Raw genomic sequence first — 18,821 nt, 5'->3', positions numbered from 1 at the left:
TCGACTGCGGCGGCTCCGAAAGACCGAGTCGCCGCGGTATCGGAAAGAAGGCAATTATGTTTGACGGATTCTGCGTCGCTCACAAGTGGTGAACCTACACGTGATCAGACCAAATCAACCACAATGTAAGGAAGTGACGACAATTTTCTCGACAAAACTTCACTGACAAGATTTTTAGAGAAAAATAATCTATCAATATCCTGGCTAGAACCACGCCACATATTAATATTACAGATAATATTTTGATAAAATGATAATTTTACTGGACGATTGATATGATATTTTGATTTGTAAACGATATCTGAAGTGCTGTAATCTCTCCGCTTTTCCAACCTGACGTTTGAATTCAATACATCTAATGCATCTACCGTTCTCACGACATTCATTATATAGTATGTCTTATTTATTCTTATCCCACCCTTTATGTAAGTTTCTGGGATGCGTATGAACTGATGCACCCCAGGATCGAGCCTCTCGACGATGTCGACAAACGACTCCGACACAAGTTGAAATTCGCCCCATGGCCCATAGCCGAAATCGGGTGGTGATTTTGAGCGGCTATTTATAAAAATACGAGAAGGACCACACGATTCGAGACCCGCCGGCACCCAAATTCGGAACATTAAACATGCTTGAAAATCAAATTTTCTAACAACTCCGTCAAATTCAACATCTTCATAATGCTTATTATATCCGCCGGTGAATTTGCCGTATACATATCGCCTCATGTCAATTAAATCATCGATCATATAGGCGTGATCCATATTATTTCTCTATCCTATGCAACCGCCGGCCTCTTCAATTTAGATCATTTAAGCTCGCTCGCATTCCGCAGCAATGGGCTTCGGCCTTTTCCTGCTCGCCTTATACGTCCCCGATTTTGCTCCATCATTTGCTGCCGCGCTTAAAGATAGGGTAGCTTACTGCACCCAAAATCACCGCGCCACCCACGTGCCGCTGCCGGCGATCTCCTCCGAAATCCGCCGTCCCGCATCGACGACGGCGGCGCGGATGGCCTGGGACGCGCCGGCGAGATCCTCGGCCGCGAGCACGAGGCTGACCCCGGCGATGACCTGCTTGTTGACGAGCACTGGCGCCGCAATGCCCGCGCGCCCCTCGGCGACCTCCGAGACCGTCTCGACCACACCGTCGCGGCGGATGGCGCGCACCTCGGCCTTGAAGGCTTTCCAGTCGCCGTGTCCGAGACGGGCGCGGATGGTGTCCTCGTTGTCGAGATAGATGCGCTTCAGCGAGCGGTCGTCGAGATGGGCCAGCACCACCTTCGAGGAGGCGCCGGCGAAGAGCGGCATGGCGACGCCCCGCTCGTAGGTGGTGATGGGATGGGGCGCGCTGCCGTGCTCCTGGTGCACGCACATCACCGTGTCGCGGTAGCGCCGGCAGAGGATCGCCGTCGCGCGCTGGGTGGTCTGGTCGAGCAGCTCGTGCATCACCCGCGAGGCGATGGGGATCAGGGTGTCCCCCTGCCGCAACAGCCGATCATACTCGATGAAGGCGGGGCCGAGCACATAGCCGGCGCCGATGACGGGATCGAGGAAGCCGGCCCGGCAAAGCTCCTGCACGTCACGATAGGCGGAACTCTGGGACACGCCCGTCTCCTGGGCGATCTCCTCCACCGTCAGCGGCCACGGGCGTCCGCGAAACAAACTCATGACCTGAAGAATCCTGCTGGCCAACCGCACCCTCCCCCAACGAATGATACTTTATATCATTCAGTAGGAATTTCGCAAAATTCCTATCTATTGCGAATTATGCTTGAAGCACCTTCAAAGATCGAGCACTCTTTCGGCAGATGACGCGCGGCAAGACGCGTCCCCCTTCCCGGAGAGAGATGATGAAGCGCGTCCTTCCCCGCCTCGTTGCCGCCGCCCTGGCCCTCAGCGTTCCGCTCGCCGGGGCTCATGCGCAGGCGCCGAAAACCGAAGTGAAGCTCGCCGTTCTGGCCCCGAGTGCGCTGTTGTGGCTGCACGCCATCGCCATGGACAAGGGCTTCTACGACAAGCGGAACATCGCCGTGCGCGAGCTGCGTGCGTCGGACAGCCCGGCGCTGCTGCAGGCGGTGGCGTCCGGCAGCGCGGATGCGGGCATCGCCCTCGGCGACCTCGCGGTGCGCGCCATCGACAAGGGCGCCCCGGTGATCATCGCCGGTGCGGTGCTCGACAAGACCATCCTGCGCCTCTACGGCGCCAAGGGCACCGCGTCCATCAAGGACCTCGCCGGCAAGCCGCTCACTGCCGGCGCGGTGAAGGGCGGTACCGCCAACCTCCTGAAGTATCAGCTGAAGCAGGCGGGTGTGGACCCGGCCGGGGTGCAGATGGTCTCCATCGCCAATTCCCGCGACCGCATCATCGCCATGGGCAATGGTCAGGTCGCCGGCGCGCTGCTCATCGCCCCCTTCGACACCCTCGCCGGGCGCGAGGGCGCCGTGCTGCTCGATGTCTATCGCGAGCCTTATGTCCAGACCCCCCTGGTGCTGAACAAGTCCTGGGGTGAGGCGCCCGCCACGCGCCCTGCCGCCATCGCGGTGACGCAGGCGCTGAAGGAGGCGGCTGCCTTCATCGACAATCCCGCCAACAAGGATGCGGCCATCGACGTGCTCGCCGCCTACACCAAGACGCCGCGCGACGTGGTCGAGGATTCCTACGCCTTCATCGTGAAGGAGCAGAAGGCCATTCCAGCCGACCTCTCCGTTCCGGCGGCGGGCCTTGAAAACCTTTACAAGATCGACGCCGCGGTGGGTGGCGATCCCCAGAGCCAGCCCTTCGACCTCAAGCGCTACTACGACCCGAGCTACATCGCCGGCAAGTGAGTTGAGCGTAGCGAGAGGAGCCGCCGCCATGGCCCATCTTCGCGACATGCGAACGCCGGTGACGCTGCTCACCGGTTTCCTCGGATCGGGCAAGACCACGCTGCTCAACGGCTGGCTGCGCGCCCCGGCGCTGAGCGACGCCGCCGTCATCGTCAACGAATTCGGCGAGATCGGCATCGACCACGCGCTGATCGCCGCGAGTTCCGACAACACCATCGAGCTGTCCACCGGCTGCCTGTGCTGCACGGTCAAGGGCGACCTCGTGGAGACGCTGCGCGACCTCACCGAAAAGCGCGCGCGGGGCGAGGTGAAGGCGTTCGCGCGGGTCATCATCGAGACCACCGGCATGGCGGACCCCGGCCCGGTCATCCAGGCGCTCATCACCTTCCCCGTGGCGCGCACCTATCGCCTCGGGCGCGTGGTGACGGCGGTGGATGCGGTGCAGGGCATGGGCACGCTCGACCGCCACGCGGAGGCGCGCAAGCAGGTGGGCGTCGCCGACGAGGTGGTGCTGACCAAGGCGGACCTCGCGGGCGCCGACTTGGCCCCGCTGGAAGCGCGCATCGCCGGCCTTTCGCCCGGCGCGCGCCTGCATTTGTCCTCGCTCACCCACCTCGCCCAGCCCACGCTGCTCGACGGCATCGACCCCGCCGATCCCAATACCCGCCCGAGCGAAGTGCGCGCGTGGCTGCGGGCGGAGGCGTTCGAGGCGGCAGATCCGGTCAAGCATCGCGAGGATATCGGCTCCTTCTGCCTCGCCTTTGAGGAGCCGCTCCACTGGGAGCACGTCTCGGCCTGGCTCGATGCGCTGGCCATCGCCCATGGCGACGACCTCCTGCGGGTGAAGGGCATTCTCGCCATCGCCGGCCGCAGCAAGCCTGTCGTCGTGCAGGCGGTGCAGCGCCTGTTTTCGCCGCCGGTGGAATTGTCCGCCTGGCCGGAGGGAATGGCGGGCTCGCGCATCGTCTTCATCACGCGCGGGCTGTCGCAGGACTACGTGACTGAGGTGCTGGACGTTATCCGCGGCCGCCCGGTCCCGCTCGACATGGCGTCCTGACCGCCTCGGGCCCTTCCTTTTCAAATTGGCCCGTGCGGGCCTCGTCCTCGGGAGAGTAGTTTGGACACCATCATCAAGAACGGCCTCGTCGTGACCGCGGACGGCCGCTTCGAGGCCTCCATCGGCATCAAGGACGGCGCCATCGCCGGCATCTTCGAGCCCGGGCTGGAGCCGGCCGCCGCCGAAATCATCGACGCGAAGGGCCTCGCCATCCTGCCCGGCGTCATCGACATGCACTCGCACCACCGCGAGGGCTCGCTGCCGGGCTTCGAATACAAGGACACCATCTACACTTCGACGCTCCAGTGCGCCGCCGGCGGCGTGACCACCTCGGTCGCCATGCCCAACGTGACCCCGCCGCCCAACACCCTGGATCTCCTGGAAAAGCAGTTCGCCATCTATGAGCGCGACGCGGTTGTGGACTGGAACTTCAATCCCGCCCCCACCATCCTCGAGGAAGTGCCGGGGATGGCCGCGACGGGCATCGCCGCCTTCAAATTCTTCATGGTGGTGGATACCGGCCGCTCCTATCCGCACATGCCGGGCATCGGCGTGCACGACCACGGCAAGATCCTGGAGATCATGAAGGCGGCGGCGGCCCACGACGTGCCGCTCATGATCCATCCCCACGACCAGGCGCTGATGGACGTGATCGAGCAGGAGTTCTGGGCGCGCGGGGAGCGCGACGCCCTGGCCTATGCCAAGGCCTACGCCGCCCATGACGGCGTGATCTGGGAGACCGCCATCGCCACCCTGCTGCGCCTGCAGAAGGCGGCGGGCTGCCACCTGCACATCCTGCACACCCAGACCGCCGGCTCGGTGCAGCTGATCCGCGAGGCCAAGGCGCGCGGGCAGAAGGTGACGTGCGAACTCAATCCCTGGGCGCTGTTCCTCGGCTGCGAGTGGGCCGCGATCCAGCGCCTCGGCTCCTATGCCCTGTCCTACTGGGTGCCGGAAAAGAACGTGCCCGGCCTGTGGGACGGCGTGCGCGACGGCACCATCGACATCATCGCCACCGATCACGCCCCGCATACCCGCGAGGAAAAGGAGATCGGCTGGACCGACGGCTGGAAGGCGCACACCGGCACGCCGTCCACCCAGTTCTACCTCTCCATGTTCCTCACCGCCGCCACCGAGGGCAAGCTGCCGCTGGAGCGCGTGGTGGAGGCCACCTCCACCCGCCCGGCACGCCTGTTCCGCCTCGACCGCAAGGGCGAGATCAAGCCCGGCTACGACGCCGACCTCGTGCTGGTCGACCTCGACACCGAATATGAGGTGCGCGACGAGGACGTGCTCTCCCTCGTCGGCTGGAGCCCATATGCCGGTCGCCGCTTCAAGGGCAAGCCCGTGCGCACCATCCTGCGCGGCCGCACCATCTATGTGGACGGCAAGGTGGTCGGCGAGAAGGGCTACGGCAAGCAGGCGGTTTCCACCGCCCGCCACGCGCACAAGGCCGCGGCGGAATGACCGCAGCCGCCCCCTTCTGGCGCAGCGTCTACGACTTCCTCGAAGGGCGCTCGCGCGCCGCAGGCATTCTGCGGATGCTCATTTCGCTCGCCTTCGTGCTGGCGGTCTGGCAGGTGCTGGCCACCTATGTGGTCACCAACAAGCTGCTGCTGGTGCCGCCGGCGGAGGTGTTCCGCGCTCTCGCCAAGGAGAGCGGCAACGGCGCGCTGTGGACCAATGCGCTCGCCACCGTGAGCGCGGTGGCGGCCTCCTTCCCGGTGGCGGTGCTGATCGGCGTCGCCATCGGCCTCGCGCTTGCGTCGAGCCGCCTGCTGGCGCTCACCGCCGGCCCGATGCTGACGGCGCTGAACTCCGTGCCGCTGGTGGCGCTGGCGCCGCTCTTCATCGCGTGGCTCGGTCTGGGCTTCGCGTCGAAGTTCGTGCTCGTCACCATCTTCACCATCTTCCCGGTGCTGGTGACGACGGAGACGGGCCTCAAGGCCACCGACAAGATCCTCATCGAGGCGGCGCGCTCCTTCAACGCCTCGCGCTGGCAGGTGTTCACCACGGTGACCCTGCCCTTCGCGGTGCCGTTCATCGTCTCCGGCATCCGCGTCGCCTGGGCGCGGGCGCTGGTGGCCATCATCATCGCCGAATTCTTCGGCTCGTTCGCCGGTTTCGGCTTCGCCATCCTCGCCGCCGGGCAGAGCTTCGACACGGCGACGCTGCTCGCCTACGTGATCATGCTGGGAGCGCTCGGCCTCATGGGCAGCATCTTCTTCGAGTGGCTGGAACGCCGGCTCGCGCCGTGGCGGCAAGAATGAACCGGACGGTGAAAGTCATGGCCGAAGCTCTCTCCATCGCAGGCATCAACAAGGTCTTCGAGCGCGCGGGCAAGCCCTCCGTGGAGGCGCTGCGCGACATCAACCTCTCCATCCGCGAAGGCGAGTTCGTCTCCATCGTGGGGGCGAGCGGCTCGGGCAAGTCGACCCTGCTGCGCATCATCGACGGCCTGCTGCCGGCCTCCTCCGGCGTGGTGAAGGTGTCCGGCCACACGGTGACGCGCCCGGGCGCGGACCGGGCCATGGTGTTCCAGCAGGATGCGCTCCTGCCGTGGAAGCCGGTGATCGACAATGTCGCCTACGGCCTCACCATCGCCGGCACGCCCAAGCGCGACGCCCACGCCACCGCCCAGCGCTTCATCGACATGGCGGGGCTGAAGGGCTTCGAGCAGCACTATCCGCACCAGCTCTCGGGCGGCATGCGCCAGCGCGTGAACGTCGCCCGCGCGCTGGCGGTGAATCCGAAGATCCTGCTGCTCGACGAGCCCTTCGCCGCGCTCGACGCGCAGACGCGCGAGATCATGCAGACGGAGCTGCTCAACATCTGGCAGAAGAGCGGCACCACGGTCCTGCTCATCACGCACCAGATCGACGAGGCGGTGTTCCTCTCCGACCGCGTGATCGTCTTCTCCGCCCGGCCCGGCTCGGTGCGGGAGGAAATCCCGATCCCCCTGCCGCGCCCGCGCGCGCTGGAAGTGAAGCGCCACGAGGCGTTCGGTGCGCTGGTGGATCGCATCTGGCACCTCATTGAGCATGAGGTGCGGAGCGCGGTCGCCGATAACCGCGCCTGAGAACGGCCCCCGTCGGGGCTCCGCAAAAAGGCAACCGAGCCTACGGGCTCGGCGTGCCCTGCCGGGCTTCGGACGCCGGCCGGACAGGCCCCGTTCCCGCCCGGGTCGATATCCAGAGGCCCGCCAGAATGGCCGCGCCGCCCACGATCTGGATCGGCATGATCGTCTCGCCCAGCAACGTTGCGGAGAGCGCGATGGTCGCCAGCGGCGAGAAATAAAGGAACGGGCCGGCCCGCGCCGCGCCCACCCGCGCCGCGCCGTAGATCCAGAACAGGCTGCCCAGGAGCGTCGGGCCTGCCGCGATGTACAGCACCGCCAGGGTGACGGGCTCCACCTTCAGCCCGCTCGTGAAGGGATCCTGCCCGCCGAGGCAGAGAAAGACCACGTACACCGGGCAGAAGACGAGCACGAAGCCGGCAAGCGCCGTCAGCGCAGTCAGGCTCAAGGCCGAGATGCCGATGGGATTTTGCCCGAGGCTGTATGTGTACACGGCGAACAGCACCGCGGCGGCGATGGAGGCGAGATTGCCCGCTCCGAAATGGAAGCCTTCGATCTCCGCTGGCAGGCCCTTCATCAGGACGAGCGTGACCCCCACCATGGCGATGAGGATGCCGGCGATCTGCGCGAAGCGGGGCCGCGCGCGCCCGACGAAGGTGGCGATCAGCAGCACCCAGATGGGCGTCGTTGCGTTCAGGAGGCCCACTTCCAGCGCCGGGCTCAGATAGGCGCCGGCATAGAGGCAGACGGAGAAGAGCCCGACGCCCACAAGGCCCAGGAGCGCGATGCGACCTGCATTTCGGCGGATCGCGCTGCGCTCCCGCAACAGCCCTGGCAAGGCGATCGGCAGCAGCAGCGCGAGCGCGATCGCCCAGCGCCAGAAGACCAGCGAGGGCAACGGCAGGGCGTCATGGATCGCCCGCGCCGCCGCATGGTTGCTGCCCCACAGGAGGGCCGTGGCCAGCAGGGCAAGGATGGCGGAAAGGGGTGCTTTCCCCTGCGCCGCCACCTCAGTGACCTGAGCCGCCACCGCCGCGTTGCGACACGTGCCAGGGCAGGAGCAGGCGCTCGCAGGCTTCGACCACGAAGAACAGCGCCGTCCCCAGCAGGCCGAGCAGCATGAGGCAGACGAACACCCGCGGCGTGTCGAACTGCCCCTGCGCGGTCAGGATGGCGAAGCCCAATCCCTCGGACCCCGCCACGAACTCGCCGACGATGGCCCCGACCAGCGCGAACGAGATCGCCACCTTCAGGCCCGCGAAAATGCTGGGCAAGGCGTTGGGAAAGCGGATCTTGCGGAGAATGTCGAAGGACGAGGCCCGGCTCGCCCGGGCGAGGTTCACCATGTCCGGATCGACGGACCTCAGGCCCAGCACGGCGTCGATGACGACGGAGAACAATGCGAGCATCAGCGCGATGGCGATCTTCGGCTCAACACCCGTGCCCATCCAGATCACGAACAGCGGGGCCAGCGCCACCTTCGGCACGCTGTTGAGCGCGACGAGGAGCGTATAGACCGTGCGCTCGATGAACTTCGAATGGACGATGCCCACCGCCAGCGCCAGCCCCAGCACCACCGCGAGGCCGAAACCCGCGAGGGTGGTGTAGAGCGTGAAGGCGGACATCTGGAGGAAGTAGCCCGGCGAGAGCAGGAATTCCTGCCAGATGGCGCTGGGCGCCGGCAGGATGATGGGCGCGGGCTTGAAGATGTAGACCGCCGCCTCCCACAAAACGAGGGCAACGGCGAGCAGGCCTATGACCATGCCGGCCTCGACGACCGATGTGGGCAGGCGTCCGGGCATGGGCGGGTCGAGATTCTCGGTGGCGCTCATGGGGCATCGTCCTTCAGCACGCCCAGGCTGGCGAAGAGGTGGCGGACATGGGCGACATACCGGCCGAACTCGGCGCTCTCCCGCACGGCGAGGTGGCGGGGCCGGGGAAGGTCGATGTCGATGATCTCGACGATCCGGCCCGGATTGCGGTCCATCATGACGACCCGGTCGGAGAGGAAAATGGCTTCGGTGATGCCGTGGGTCACGAACACCACGGTCTTGCGCGTATCCTGCCAGATGCGCGCAAGTTCGAGATTGAGGTCGTCGCGCGTCATGGCGTCGAGGGCGCCGAACGGCTCGTCCATGAGCAGCAGCTTGGGATCGCAAAGCAGCGCCCGGCAGATGGCGGCACGCTGGCGCATGCCGCCTGAGAGTTCCCAGGGATGGCGGCTCTCGAACCCGCCGAGCCCGAAGCGCCCCAGAAGCGCCAGCGCGCGCTCCCGCACCGCCGGGCCCTTCAGCCCGGCGAACTCCGCGGTGATGAGCACGTTGTCGAGGATGGTGCGCCAGTCCAGCAACACGTCGCGCTGGAACACGATGCCCATGTTCTGGGGCGGCCCCTTGAGGGCGCGGCCGTCCACGGCGATCGTTCCGGCGCTGGCATCCTCCAGCCCCGCGATGCACTTGAGCAGAGTGGACTTCCCGCAGCCGCTGGGCCCGAGGATGGAGACGAACTCCCCCTCGTTCACCTCAAGGTCGATGCCTTTCAGCGCGGTGACGGGTCCGCGGGGCGAGCCGTACGTCTTGCGGACGCCAGATATCGAGAGATAGGCCATCGTCGAGGCATCCGTCATGGAGGCGACGTGAGCGTTCACTGAATGAACTCGTTGGTGAAGTAGGTGGCGGGGTCCGTCCCCGGCTTGATGGCGCCGGCGTCCACCGCGGACTTCGCCGCCTTGGCCCAGTCTTCCGGCGACTGGTAGCCGATGGGCTTGCCCTTGGTGTTCGGCGTATCGAAGAAGTCGATGGTGAGCTTGATCTGGTCGGCCAGCACCTTCTTGTCCAGCTTGGCATTGGGACGCTGCTTGATGATGGCTTCAGCCGCCTCGTCCACATGGCCGTCGCGGATATAGGTCCAGGCCTTCTGCTGCACCTCGACCAGCTTCTTCAGCGCCTCCTTGCGGCCTTCGATGGTCTTCTCGGTGGCGACGAGTCCGTAGCTCGGGAAGGTGATGCCCACATCTTCGGCAAGGATGGCCTTGGAGGGGCGATTGGCGGCGGCCACCGGAATGGCGGAGGGCTCGGTGGACATCAGGCCGTCGGCGCGCTTGGCGGTATAGGTGCCCCACACGGCGGAGGGGTCCACGAACATCACGTTGACCGTGGTGCGATCAAGGCCGCCCTGCTTGAGCCAGTAATCGATGAAGGGCGCCCAGGGGCTCGCGGCGAAGACCACGAGGCTCTTGCCCTTGAAATCGGCGACCTTGGCGACGGGAGACTCCTGGTCGACGAGCACGGCAAGGTCCGTGCGCTTGTCGATGCCCGCGAAGGCCTTGGCGGTGGAGCCGTTCTCGCGGGCCTGCGGCAGAAGCCCGACCTGGATCTGGCCCACATCCACCTGCCCCGCATTCACCAGCTGAAGCGTGTTGCCGGAGCCGCGGCCGTCCTGAATGTCCACATCGAGGCCGGCATCCTTGAACCATCCCTTTTCCTTGGCGAGGTGCATGCCGGCATGCACGCCCCAGGGCGAGAAATCGAGACGGATCGTCATCTTCTCCTCTGCCGCGGCGGCACCGGCAGCGAGCGGGCCGGCCAGCAGGGCGGTGGCGGCGGCAGCCCGGACGAGGCGGGCGGCGATGGACGTCATCTTCATTATTGTGATCCCCTCTTCGGCATCGAGATGAGACTATATGGTCCAATATGTCACGCAAGTAGATTTATGCATCATCCGCCGCAAATGGTTTGTGCAGTTCGTCTCTTGACGCGAATATGGATCAGAACTAACCATTCAGTCCAATAACGCAGGAGACATGTCGTGGGGACAATCACCGGCCTGGAGCACGCTCCGACGGGCGCCCGCATTGGCGTCGATATCGGCGGCACCTTTACGGACCTCGTGCTTGCCGACGGGCGCGGCGCAGTGTTCCATCGCAAGGTCGCCTCCACGCCCGCGGCGCCCGAGCAGGCGGTCCTCGAAGGGGTCGCGGCCATCATCGCCGATGCCCGGCTGACGCCCGACGCCGTGAAGGAGGTGGTCCACGGCACCACCGTGGGCTCCAACACCCTTCTGCAGAAGGTGGGCGCGCCCACCGGGCTCATCACCACCAAGGGCTTCCGCGACGTTCTGGAGATCGGCCGGCTGCGCACGCCGTCCATGTTCGATCTCCAGTGGGAAAAGCCGGTTCCGCTCGTCGCGCGCCGCTACCGCAAGGAAGTGGCCGAGCGCATTCGTGCCGATGGAACCGTCCTTCTCCCGCTGGACGAGGCGGCCGTCCTGAAGGCCGCGCAAGAACTGGTCGAGGCGGGCATTACGTCCTTTGCCGTGTGCTTTCTCAACAGCTACCGCAACCCCGCGCACGAGCAGCGCGCCGCCGATCTGATCGCCGAGCACTTCCCGCAGGTGCAGGTCACCAGCTCCATTTCCGTGCTGCCCGAAGCCAAGGAATATGAGCGCACCAGCACCACCGTCGTGAACGCCTACGTCCGGCCCGTTCTGGAGGCATACCTCACACGCCTGGAGCGCGGCCTCACCGATGCCGGCATCGATGCCCCGCTGCTGGTGTGCAACTCCAACGGCGCCCTCGCCTCTTCCGGCACGGCGCGGGAAAAGCCCGTCTTCTTCATCTCGTCCGGCCGGGCGGCGGGCGTCGTCGGCGGCTCTCGCCTGGGCGAAGCCTTGGACATCAAGGACCTCGTGGTGTTCGACATGGGCGGTACCACCGCCTCCGCATCACTGGTCCAGAATGGCGAGCTGACGCGGGTGAGCGAATACGAGTTCCGCGCCGGCATCTCCACGCCCAGCCGTTTCATCAAGGCCGGCGGATACATGATGAGCGTGCCGACCGTGGACGTGGCCGAGGTCGGCTCCGGCGCCGGCTCCATCGCCTATGTGGACCAGGGCGGGCTGATGCGTGTCGGTCCCGTCTCGGCCGGCGCCGATCCCGGCCCCGCCTGCTACGGCATCGGCGGTTCGCGGCCGACGGTGACGGACGCCAATCTCCTGCTCGGCTACCTGCCCGCGCAGCTCGCCGGCGGCTCCCGCGCGCTCTCCGTGGATGCGGCGCGCGCCGCCATCGCCCGCGATCTCGCCGACCCGTTCAATCTCACCCCCGAAGATGCCGCCTGCGGCGTGCGCGACGTGGTGAACGCCAACATGGCCCGCGCCATCCGGGCGGTGACGGTGGAGCGCGGCGTCGATCCGCGTGACTTCACGCTGGTGGCCATCGGCGGCTCGGGTCCGGTGCATGCGGCAGACATCGCGCGCCTCCTCTCCATGCCGCGGGTGCTGGTGCCGGCCTCGCCGGGCGTGTTCACCGCCATGGGCATGCTGGCGGGCGACGTGGAGCGCTATTTCATCCGTCCGTTCGCGGTGAAGCTCGCCGATTTCCAGCCGGTCGAGGCCGAGACGGCCTTCGCCGCGCTGGAAGCCGATGCCCGCGCCGCCCTCGCCGGCGAGGACGTGGCCGAGCACCTGATGAGCGTGACGCGCGAGGTGGACATGCGCTTCCGCGGCCAGGAAATGTCCCTCTCCGTGCCCTATCTCCCGGACCGGGATCAGCTGCACGCGGCCTTCAAGGCGGCCTATGAGGCCATCTACAGCTACTCCTCCTCCGACACCATCGAAGTGGTGAGCCTGCGGGTGATCGGCCGTGGCCTGAGGCCCGGCAAGATCGACTTCCGCGCCGCCCATGCGCGGGTGGAAGGCTCGAACGAACCCGCGAGCATCCGCCACGTCTATTACGGTGCGGAGCAAGGCCATATGGAGACGCCGGTCTATGAGCGCACGCGCTGTCCGGCGCGCATCGTCGGCCCCGCCGTCATCGAGGGGGCGGACAGCACCGTGGTGGTGCCCCCCGGCGCCACCGCCGAGGCGGACGCCCACGCCAATCTCCTGATCACCCTCGCCTGACGGGATCGCGCCATGCTCGACCAGACCGACAAGACCATCGATCCCGTCACCTTCGCGGTGCTCAAGAGCGCGTTCGAATCCATCGTGGACGACATGGCCTACACGGTCATGCGCACCGCCCGCTCCCCCATCGTGCGCGACGTGCTCGATTATTCCGCCACCATGTGCGACGCCAAGGGGCGCATCCTCGCCCAGGCGAAGACCGTGGCGCTGCATCTCGGCGCCGTTCCCGACGCCATGGAGGCCATTCAGCGCCACTATGGCGACGACCTCAATCCCGGCGACGTCATCATCCTGAACGACCCCTATGACGGCGGGATGCACCTGCCTGATATCTTCATGTTCAAGCCGATCTTCGACGGTGCGCAGCACATCGGCTATTCCGTCGTGATCTGCCACCACTGCGACGTGGGCGGCCGCGTGCCGGGCTCCAACGCCTCGGATTCCACCGAGATCTTCCAGGAAGGGCTGCGCATCCCGCCCCTGAAGCTGTTCGACCGGGGCGTGCGCAACAAGACGCTCTTCGACATCATCTCGAAGAATGTGCGCCTGCCCGATCTCGTCATCGGCGACCTTGAGGCACAGCTGGCCACGTGCGCGCTGGGAGAGCGCGAGTTCCTGCGCCTCACCGAGAAGTACGGCATTCCGATGGTGGAGAAATTCCTCGCGGAGTTCCTGGACTATGGCGAGCGCCTCGTGCGCAAGGCCTTCGCCACCTGGCCCGATGGCGCCTATGCCTTCACCGACTACATCGATGGCGACGGCTTCGACGAGAGCGAAATCCCGATCCACGTGACCATCACGGTCAAAGGCGACCATATCGGCGTGGACTTCGAAGGCTCGTCGCCCCAGGTGAAGGGCGCGATCAATTCCACGCTGTCCTTCGTGAAGTCGGCCACCTACCTCGCCGTGCGCTGCGCGCTGGATGCTGATGTCCCGAACAATGCGGGCCTCTATCGCTGCGTCGACGTGAGCGCGCCGAAGGGCACCGTGCTCAATCCCGAATTCCCCGCGCCCGTCGCCGCCCGCGCCCTGACCGGCTACCGGGTGGTGGATACAGTGCTCGGCGCCCTCGCCGCCATCGTGCCCGAGCGGGTGTGTGCGGCAGGCGAAGGCGGCAATACGGTGGTCTGCCTCGGGGGCTACGACACCCAGACCCGCGAACCCTTCATCGTGGTGGACATGATCAACGGCGCGCTCGGAGCGCGGGCGACGCGGGACGGCATCGACGCGGTAACGAACCCCTCGCAGAACATGTCGAACATGCCCGTCGAGATCATGGAGGCGACCTATCCGCTCATGATCGAGGAATATGCGCTGCGCGACGATTCTTGCGGCGCCGGCAAGACACGCGGCGGCCTCGGCGTCGTCCGGCAATACCGCCTCCTGGCCGACGAGGCGGTGATGCAGCTGCGCGCGGACCGTTATGCCCATGCGCCGTATGGATTGTTCGGCGGCAAGCCCGGGGCGCTCTCGCGCAACCTCCTGTCCGAGTCCGGCAATTTCGAGCTGCTGGCCAGCAAGGTCACGCGCAACGTGACCAAGGGCACGGTGATCCGGCACGAACAGGCCGGCGGCGGCGGCTATGGCAACCCGCTGGCGCGCCCGCCGGAACTGGTGCTGGAAGACGTGCTCGACGGCAAGATCAGCCCCGCTTATGCCCGCGACGGCTTCGGCGTCCTGGTGGTGAACGGCGCCGTCGATACCCCCGCGACGGCGGCCCTGCGCAGCGCCATGGCGGGAGAACAGGCATGAGTCTGGTGCCCGGCGATTTCTCCCGTTTCGCCATCAATCAGATCACCACGCCCTCCCTCTCCCTCGCCGAGGCGGTGGACACCTACGCGCGCCATGGCGCGCGGGGCATCGGCGTGTGGAACCAGTATCTGGAAGGCATCACTCCCTCGGCGGCCGGCCGGCTGATCCGCGATGCCGGATTGTTCGTTCCGTGCCTGTGCACGACGGCGTGGGTCAACCTCGCCGATCCCACCGCCCGCGCTGCGGCCATCGATGAAAATCGCCGGCGGCTCGATGCCGCCCACGAACTGGGGGCCACCTGCCTGGTCGTGGTTCCCGGCGGCCTCGCCACGGGCGAGAAGGATATCGCCGCTGCCCGCCGCCGGGTGGAGGATGCGCTGTCCGAACTCTTGCCGGATGCCCGCGCGGCTGGCGTTGCCCTTGGTCTGGAGCCGCTGCACCCCATGTTCGCGGCCGACCGCTCGTGCCTCAACACGTTCCGGCATTGCCTCGATCTGGTCGAGGTCATGGGCGCGGGTACCGGCATCGTGGCGGACGTGTATCATTGCTGGTGGGACCCCGACTTCCCGGAGGGGCTCAAGGCCGCCGGGGCGGGGCGCATCCTCACCTTCCATCTGTGCGACTGGCTGGTACCGACGCGCGACGTTTATCAGGACCGCGGCATGGTGGGCGATGGCGTCATCGACATCGCCTTCTATCGCCGTCTGCTGGACGAGCTGGAATATGATGGCCCGTTCGAGATCGAAATCTTCTCGAAACTCGACTGGTGGACGCGGGACGCCGCCGAAACAACGCGCATCAGCCTGGAACGGTGCGAGCCCTTCGTCGCACCACGCCCTGGCGCCGCAGTTTGCGGTTGACGGGCACGGTGGCGCGCACCCTCATGGCAATGTCGTCAACAAGGAAGGCCCGATCGTGAGCGAGAAACCCCGCAAGCGCGATTCCATCGGCACGCAGGACAAGATCCTCGCGGCTGCACAGATGGAGTTTGCCAGAAAGGGGTACGACGGAGCCCGCGTGGACGCCATCATCGCGCGCGCGAAGATCAGCAAGAACCTGCTCTACCATCACTTCATCTCCAAGGAGGAGCTGTATGTGAAGGTGCTTGAACGCACCTATGAGGCGATGCGGCGCCGGCAAGAGGAAATTCCCCTCACGGGCCTTGCGCCTCTGGCCGCCATCCGCCGGCTGTGCGAGGCGACCTTCCAGACCTTCATCGAGGAGCCCGAGGTCATCGTGATGATGAACTCGGAAAACATCCACCGCGGGCGCCACGTCGCCAAGTCTCCGATCATCCGCCAGCTTTACAGCCGCCTCGCGGGCACCGTGGACGCCATCCTGCGCGACGGCGAGCAGCAGGGCGTATTTCGGCCGGGCGTGGATGCAATCGACCTCTACATTTCCATCTCGGCTCTGGGCTATTTCTACATCTCGAACCGCTTCACCCTGTCCATGATCTTCGATCGCGACCTGATGCGCGCGGATTATCTGGAGCAGCACCGGACCACCATCATCGACATGACCCTCGCCTATCTCACCCAGGGGGCTCCCAAGAGCCCGACGCCCGGGGAGGCGGCCGACGGACACGCGATGGCCGCTCCCCCTCCTGCCGAGCCCGGTCGGAGAAAGCGCGTGATCGCCAAGGTCTGATTGATCCTGATTGGCCAACCGCGCCCTCCCGTTCCAAGGAAGCCTGTTCCCAGGAAGCTGATTGCGATGCCGAGCTTGCCCTCCCGCGCCCCAGAGTCCCTTCTCATGTCGGGAGGACTGGCCACCGCGTTCCGCACCATTTCGCCGGATGAGGCGGCCGCCGTCCTCCACCGCCATTTCGGCCTCTCGGGGACTTTGACGCGGCTCGACACGGAGAAGGATGACACCTTCCTCGTGGACGGAGCGCAGGGCCGCCACATCGCCAAGTTCTCCAATCCCGACGAGGATCCGCGCGAGATATCGCTGCAATCCGAATTGCTCGATCACGTGGCCCTGACGGATCCCCTCCTGCCTGTCCCGCGTCTGGTGCGCACGTCTGCGGGCGAAGCTTTTCTCCCCCATGAGGACGGGCATGGGCAGATGCGGCTCGTGCGGGTGCTCACCTATCTCGATGGCACGCCGCTCGACCGGCTGGACGCGACCAGTGAAGAGCGGGAGAAGGTGGGGGCGACCCTCGGCCGCCTGCGTCTTGCCATGGCCGGCTTCTCACACCCGCACGACACGCGCGAGATCGCCTGGGACGTCCGGCATCTTCCCAAGCTCGCCTTCCTGCTCAACCGGATCGACGACAGGGAGCGCCGCGCCAAGCTCGAACAGGGGCTGGAGCGCTTCAGGGGATTGCAGGGCCGGCTCGCGGCCTGCCGCACGCAGGTGCTGCACAACGATTTCAGCCGCTCGAACGTGGTGGTCGACCGCAAGAGGCCGGAGTTCATTTCCGGCGTCATCGACTTCGGCGACGTGGTGCGCACCGCCATCGTCATCGACCTCTCGACAGCCCTTCTCAATCATCTGAGCCCGACAGGATCGGAGCGCATGTTCGATGCCGGCCGCGACCTGCTGCGCGGCTATCTGAGCATCGCCGACCTAACGGAGGACGAGGTGCTGCTTCTGCCGCACATGGTCATGGGCCGCATCATCGCCCGCGCGCTCATCACCACCTGGCGGGCGGAACAGTTCCCCGACAATGCCACCTACATCCTGCGCAACACGCACCAGAGCTGGTCGCAGCTCGACCATTTCCTCAGCCGCTCCGCCGACGAGATCAGCGAGACCTTTCTCGGCGCAGCGACCCCGCTTTCAGCCCGCCATGTGAAGGAGGCGTTTCCGTCATGACCGCAGTGAAGGAACGCAAGGTCAACGTCGGGATGGTGAACGGCTTCGATCCGGCCAACATCTCGGCCCTCGATCCCGCGACCCGGGACATGATCGAGCGCCGGCAGGCGCTGCTCGGGCCCGCCTACCGGCTCATGTATGCCAACCCGGTGGAAATCCGGCGCGCGAAGGGCACCCTCCTGTGGGACAGCGCGGGCAACGAATATCTCGACGCCTACAACAACGTCGTTTCCGTGGGCCACTGCCATCCCCGGGTGGTTGAGGCGGTCTATGAGCAGATGCAGACGCTGTGCACGCACACGCGCTATCTGCAGGACGGCATTCTGGAATTCGCGAGCCAGATCGTCCCGACCTTCGGCGATCCCATCCGCCACATCATGTTCACCTGCACCGGGTCGGAGGCCAACGACCTCGCGCTGCGGATCGCCATGCACCATACCGGGCGCAAGGGCATCGTCATCACGTCCGAGGCCTATACCGGCAATTCCTTCCTCACCGCCGGGCTGTCGCCGTCGCTGGGCCGGAAATCGCCGCTCGGCGAGTGGGTCCGGCGCATCCCGGGGCCGGATTCTTACCGGATGAACCGCGCGGATATCGCGGCGACGCTCATTCGCCAGCTGAAATACGAGATCGAGGAACTGGAGCGGCGGGGCCAGGGGCTCGCCGCCTTCATCGCCGATTCCCTGTTCTCGTCGGATGGCATCTATGCCGATCCGACCGACATCCTCGCCCCCATCGCCGAGGTGGTTCGCGCCGCCGGCGGCGTGGTGATCGCCGACGAGGTGCAGGCGGGCTTCGGCCGTTCCGGAGACAAATTCTGGGGCTTCCAGCGCCACGGCCATCGGCCGGATATCGTCACCATGGGCAAGCCCATGGGCAACGGCTTCCCCGTCGCCGCCGTCGCTGTGGCGCCCCATGTCATCGAGCGCTTCGGCAACGAGATGCGCTATTTCAACACCTTCGGCGGCAACACCGTGGCCATCGCCGCCGCGCGGGCGACCTTCGAGGTGCTGAAATCGGAGGGACTGCAAGAGAATGCGGCCCGCATCGGACGGATGATCCAGGACGGCATCCGGGAGATCGCCAAATCCGACGAGCGGATCGGCGATGTCCGGGGCGCGGGCCTCTATATCGGCGTGGAATTCGTGAAGGACCGGTCCACCAAGCAACCGGACTCCGCGACCGCCCTCGCCGTGGTGGACGGGCTGCGCCAGCGCCGGGTGCTGATCTCGGCGACCGGATATCACGCCAACACGCTGAAGATCCGGCCGCCGCTCGTCTTCTCGGCGGCGGATGCCGACCGCCTCCTCACCACCCTGGCCGAAACCTTGAAGGCCGGATGATCGGGCCAGCCGCCGCAAGGTCCTTGCGGCGGCTGAGCG

General features: G+C 65.9%; 17 protein-coding genes. 11 read left to right on the top strand and 6 right to left on the bottom strand.

The genetic code is table 11. The annotated features are described in order from the left end of the window. Positions 1-104 precede the first annotated feature (104 nt). Together D7006_RS07185 and D7006_RS07180 are read right to left on the bottom strand one after the other, a co-directional pair. Positions 105-764, bottom strand: a complete 660-nt coding sequence (locus D7006_RS07185; RefSeq protein WP_237356096.1) for a DUF1629 domain-containing protein — start codon at positions 762-764, stop codon at positions 105-107. A gap of 171 nt (positions 765-935) precedes the next feature. Next, a complete protein-coding gene (locus D7006_RS07180) occupies positions 936-1,670 on the bottom strand; it encodes an IclR family transcriptional regulator (RefSeq protein WP_237356095.1) in 735 nt (244 codons plus the stop codon). A 179-nt stretch (positions 1,671-1,849) separates the two neighbouring features. Between D7006_RS07180 and D7006_RS07175 the strand changes: the two genes are divergently transcribed. Genes D7006_RS07175 through D7006_RS07155 form a run of 5 tightly spaced genes read left to right on the top strand, consistent with a single transcriptional unit; the run spans position 1,850 to position 6,963 of the window. After that, positions 1,850-2,827 carry an ABC transporter substrate-binding protein gene (locus D7006_RS07175; RefSeq protein ID WP_237356094.1) on the top strand — a complete coding sequence of 326 codons (978 nt, stop codon included), beginning with the start codon at positions 1,850-1,852 and terminating at the stop codon, positions 2,825-2,827. A gap of 28 nt (positions 2,828-2,855) precedes the next feature. Further along, a complete protein-coding gene (locus D7006_RS07170; protein ID WP_237356093.1) occupies positions 2,856-3,884 on the top strand; it encodes a GTP-binding protein in 1,029 nt (342 codons plus the stop codon). 60 nt (positions 3,885-3,944) lie between these two features. Further along, on the top strand, positions 3,945-5,351 hold the full coding sequence (locus D7006_RS07165) for a dihydroorotase family protein (RefSeq protein ID WP_237356092.1): 1,407 nt from the start codon (positions 3,945-3,947) through the stop codon (positions 5,349-5,351). Continuing rightward, the gene (locus D7006_RS07160) at positions 5,348-6,154 is read left to right on the top strand and encodes an ABC transporter permease (RefSeq protein ID WP_237356091.1); all 807 of its coding nucleotides are present in this window, start codon (positions 5,348-5,350) and stop codon (positions 6,152-6,154) included. The genes D7006_RS07165 and D7006_RS07160 overlap by 4 nt, the downstream gene beginning before the upstream one ends. A 17-nt stretch (positions 6,155-6,171) precedes the next feature. After that, entirely contained in the window at positions 6,172-6,963 is a 792-nt protein-coding gene (locus D7006_RS07155; protein ID WP_237356090.1) for an ABC transporter ATP-binding protein, read from the top strand. Positions 6,964-7,003: 40 nt separating this feature from the next. Here the strand turns inward: D7006_RS07155 and D7006_RS07150 are convergent, their stop codons facing one another. The 4 genes from D7006_RS07150 to D7006_RS07135 are packed head-to-tail and all read right to left on the bottom strand — an operon-like array spanning position 7,004 to position 10,605. Continuing rightward, entirely contained in the window at positions 7,004-7,990 is a 987-nt protein-coding gene (locus D7006_RS07150) for a DMT family transporter (protein WP_237356089.1), read from the bottom strand. Next, positions 7,971-8,792, bottom strand: a complete 822-nt coding sequence (locus D7006_RS07145) for an ABC transporter permease (RefSeq protein ID WP_229643530.1) — start codon at positions 8,790-8,792, stop codon at positions 7,971-7,973. Before D7006_RS07145 ends, D7006_RS07150 begins: the two co-directional genes overlap by 20 nt. Then, positions 8,789-9,586, bottom strand: coding sequence for an ABC transporter ATP-binding protein (locus D7006_RS07140; protein ID WP_210257715.1), 798 nt, complete (start codon positions 9,584-9,586; stop codon positions 8,789-8,791). The genes D7006_RS07145 and D7006_RS07140 overlap by 4 nt, the downstream gene beginning before the upstream one ends. A gap of 17 nt (positions 9,587-9,603) precedes the next feature. Next, positions 9,604-10,605 (bottom strand): ABC transporter substrate-binding protein, encoded by a 1,002-nt coding sequence (locus D7006_RS07135; RefSeq protein WP_237356088.1) that lies wholly within the window; start codon positions 10,603-10,605, stop codon positions 9,604-9,606. 162 nt (positions 10,606-10,767) lie between these two features. Here D7006_RS07135 and D7006_RS07130 point away from each other — a divergent pair, with 162 nt between their 5' ends. The 6 genes from D7006_RS07130 to D7006_RS07105 all read left to right on the top strand — a co-directional run bounded on the left by D7006_RS07130 (position 10,768) and on the right by D7006_RS07105 (position 18,782). Continuing rightward, positions 10,768-12,861 carry a hydantoinase/oxoprolinase family protein gene (locus tag D7006_RS07130; RefSeq protein WP_237356087.1) on the top strand — a complete coding sequence of 698 codons (2,094 nt, stop codon included), beginning with the start codon at positions 10,768-10,770 and terminating at the stop codon, positions 12,859-12,861. Between the two features lie 12 nt (positions 12,862-12,873). Then, the gene (locus tag D7006_RS07125; RefSeq protein WP_237356086.1) at positions 12,874-14,616 is read left to right on the top strand and encodes a hydantoinase B/oxoprolinase family protein; all 1,743 of its coding nucleotides are present in this window, start codon (positions 12,874-12,876) and stop codon (positions 14,614-14,616) included. After that, positions 14,613-15,476, top strand: coding sequence for a sugar phosphate isomerase/epimerase (locus D7006_RS07120; RefSeq protein WP_237356085.1), 864 nt, complete (start codon positions 14,613-14,615; stop codon positions 15,474-15,476). Before D7006_RS07125 ends, D7006_RS07120 begins: the two co-directional genes overlap by 4 nt. A 55-nt stretch (positions 15,477-15,531) precedes the next feature. Beyond that, a complete protein-coding gene (locus D7006_RS07115) occupies positions 15,532-16,266 on the top strand; it encodes a TetR/AcrR family transcriptional regulator (protein ID WP_237356084.1) in 735 nt (244 codons plus the stop codon). Positions 16,267-16,371: 105 nt separating this feature from the next. Then, complete coding sequence (locus D7006_RS07110; protein WP_237356083.1) at positions 16,372-17,439, top strand: phosphotransferase; 1,068 nt, start codon at positions 16,372-16,374, stop codon at positions 17,437-17,439. Beyond that, a complete protein-coding gene (locus D7006_RS07105) occupies positions 17,436-18,782 on the top strand; it encodes an aspartate aminotransferase family protein (RefSeq protein ID WP_237356082.1) in 1,347 nt (448 codons plus the stop codon). The genes D7006_RS07110 and D7006_RS07105 overlap by 4 nt, the downstream gene beginning before the upstream one ends. Positions 18,783-18,821: the final 39 nt, after the last annotated feature.

Origin of the sequence: Xanthobacter sp. YC-JY1 (assembly GCF_021730305.1) — a bacterium.
Lineage (GTDB): Bacteria > Pseudomonadota > Alphaproteobacteria > Rhizobiales > Xanthobacteraceae > Xanthobacter > Xanthobacter flavus.
The sequence above is the reverse complement of the archived record's forward strand: the minus strand, read 5'-3'. Positions and strand labels throughout refer to the sequence as shown.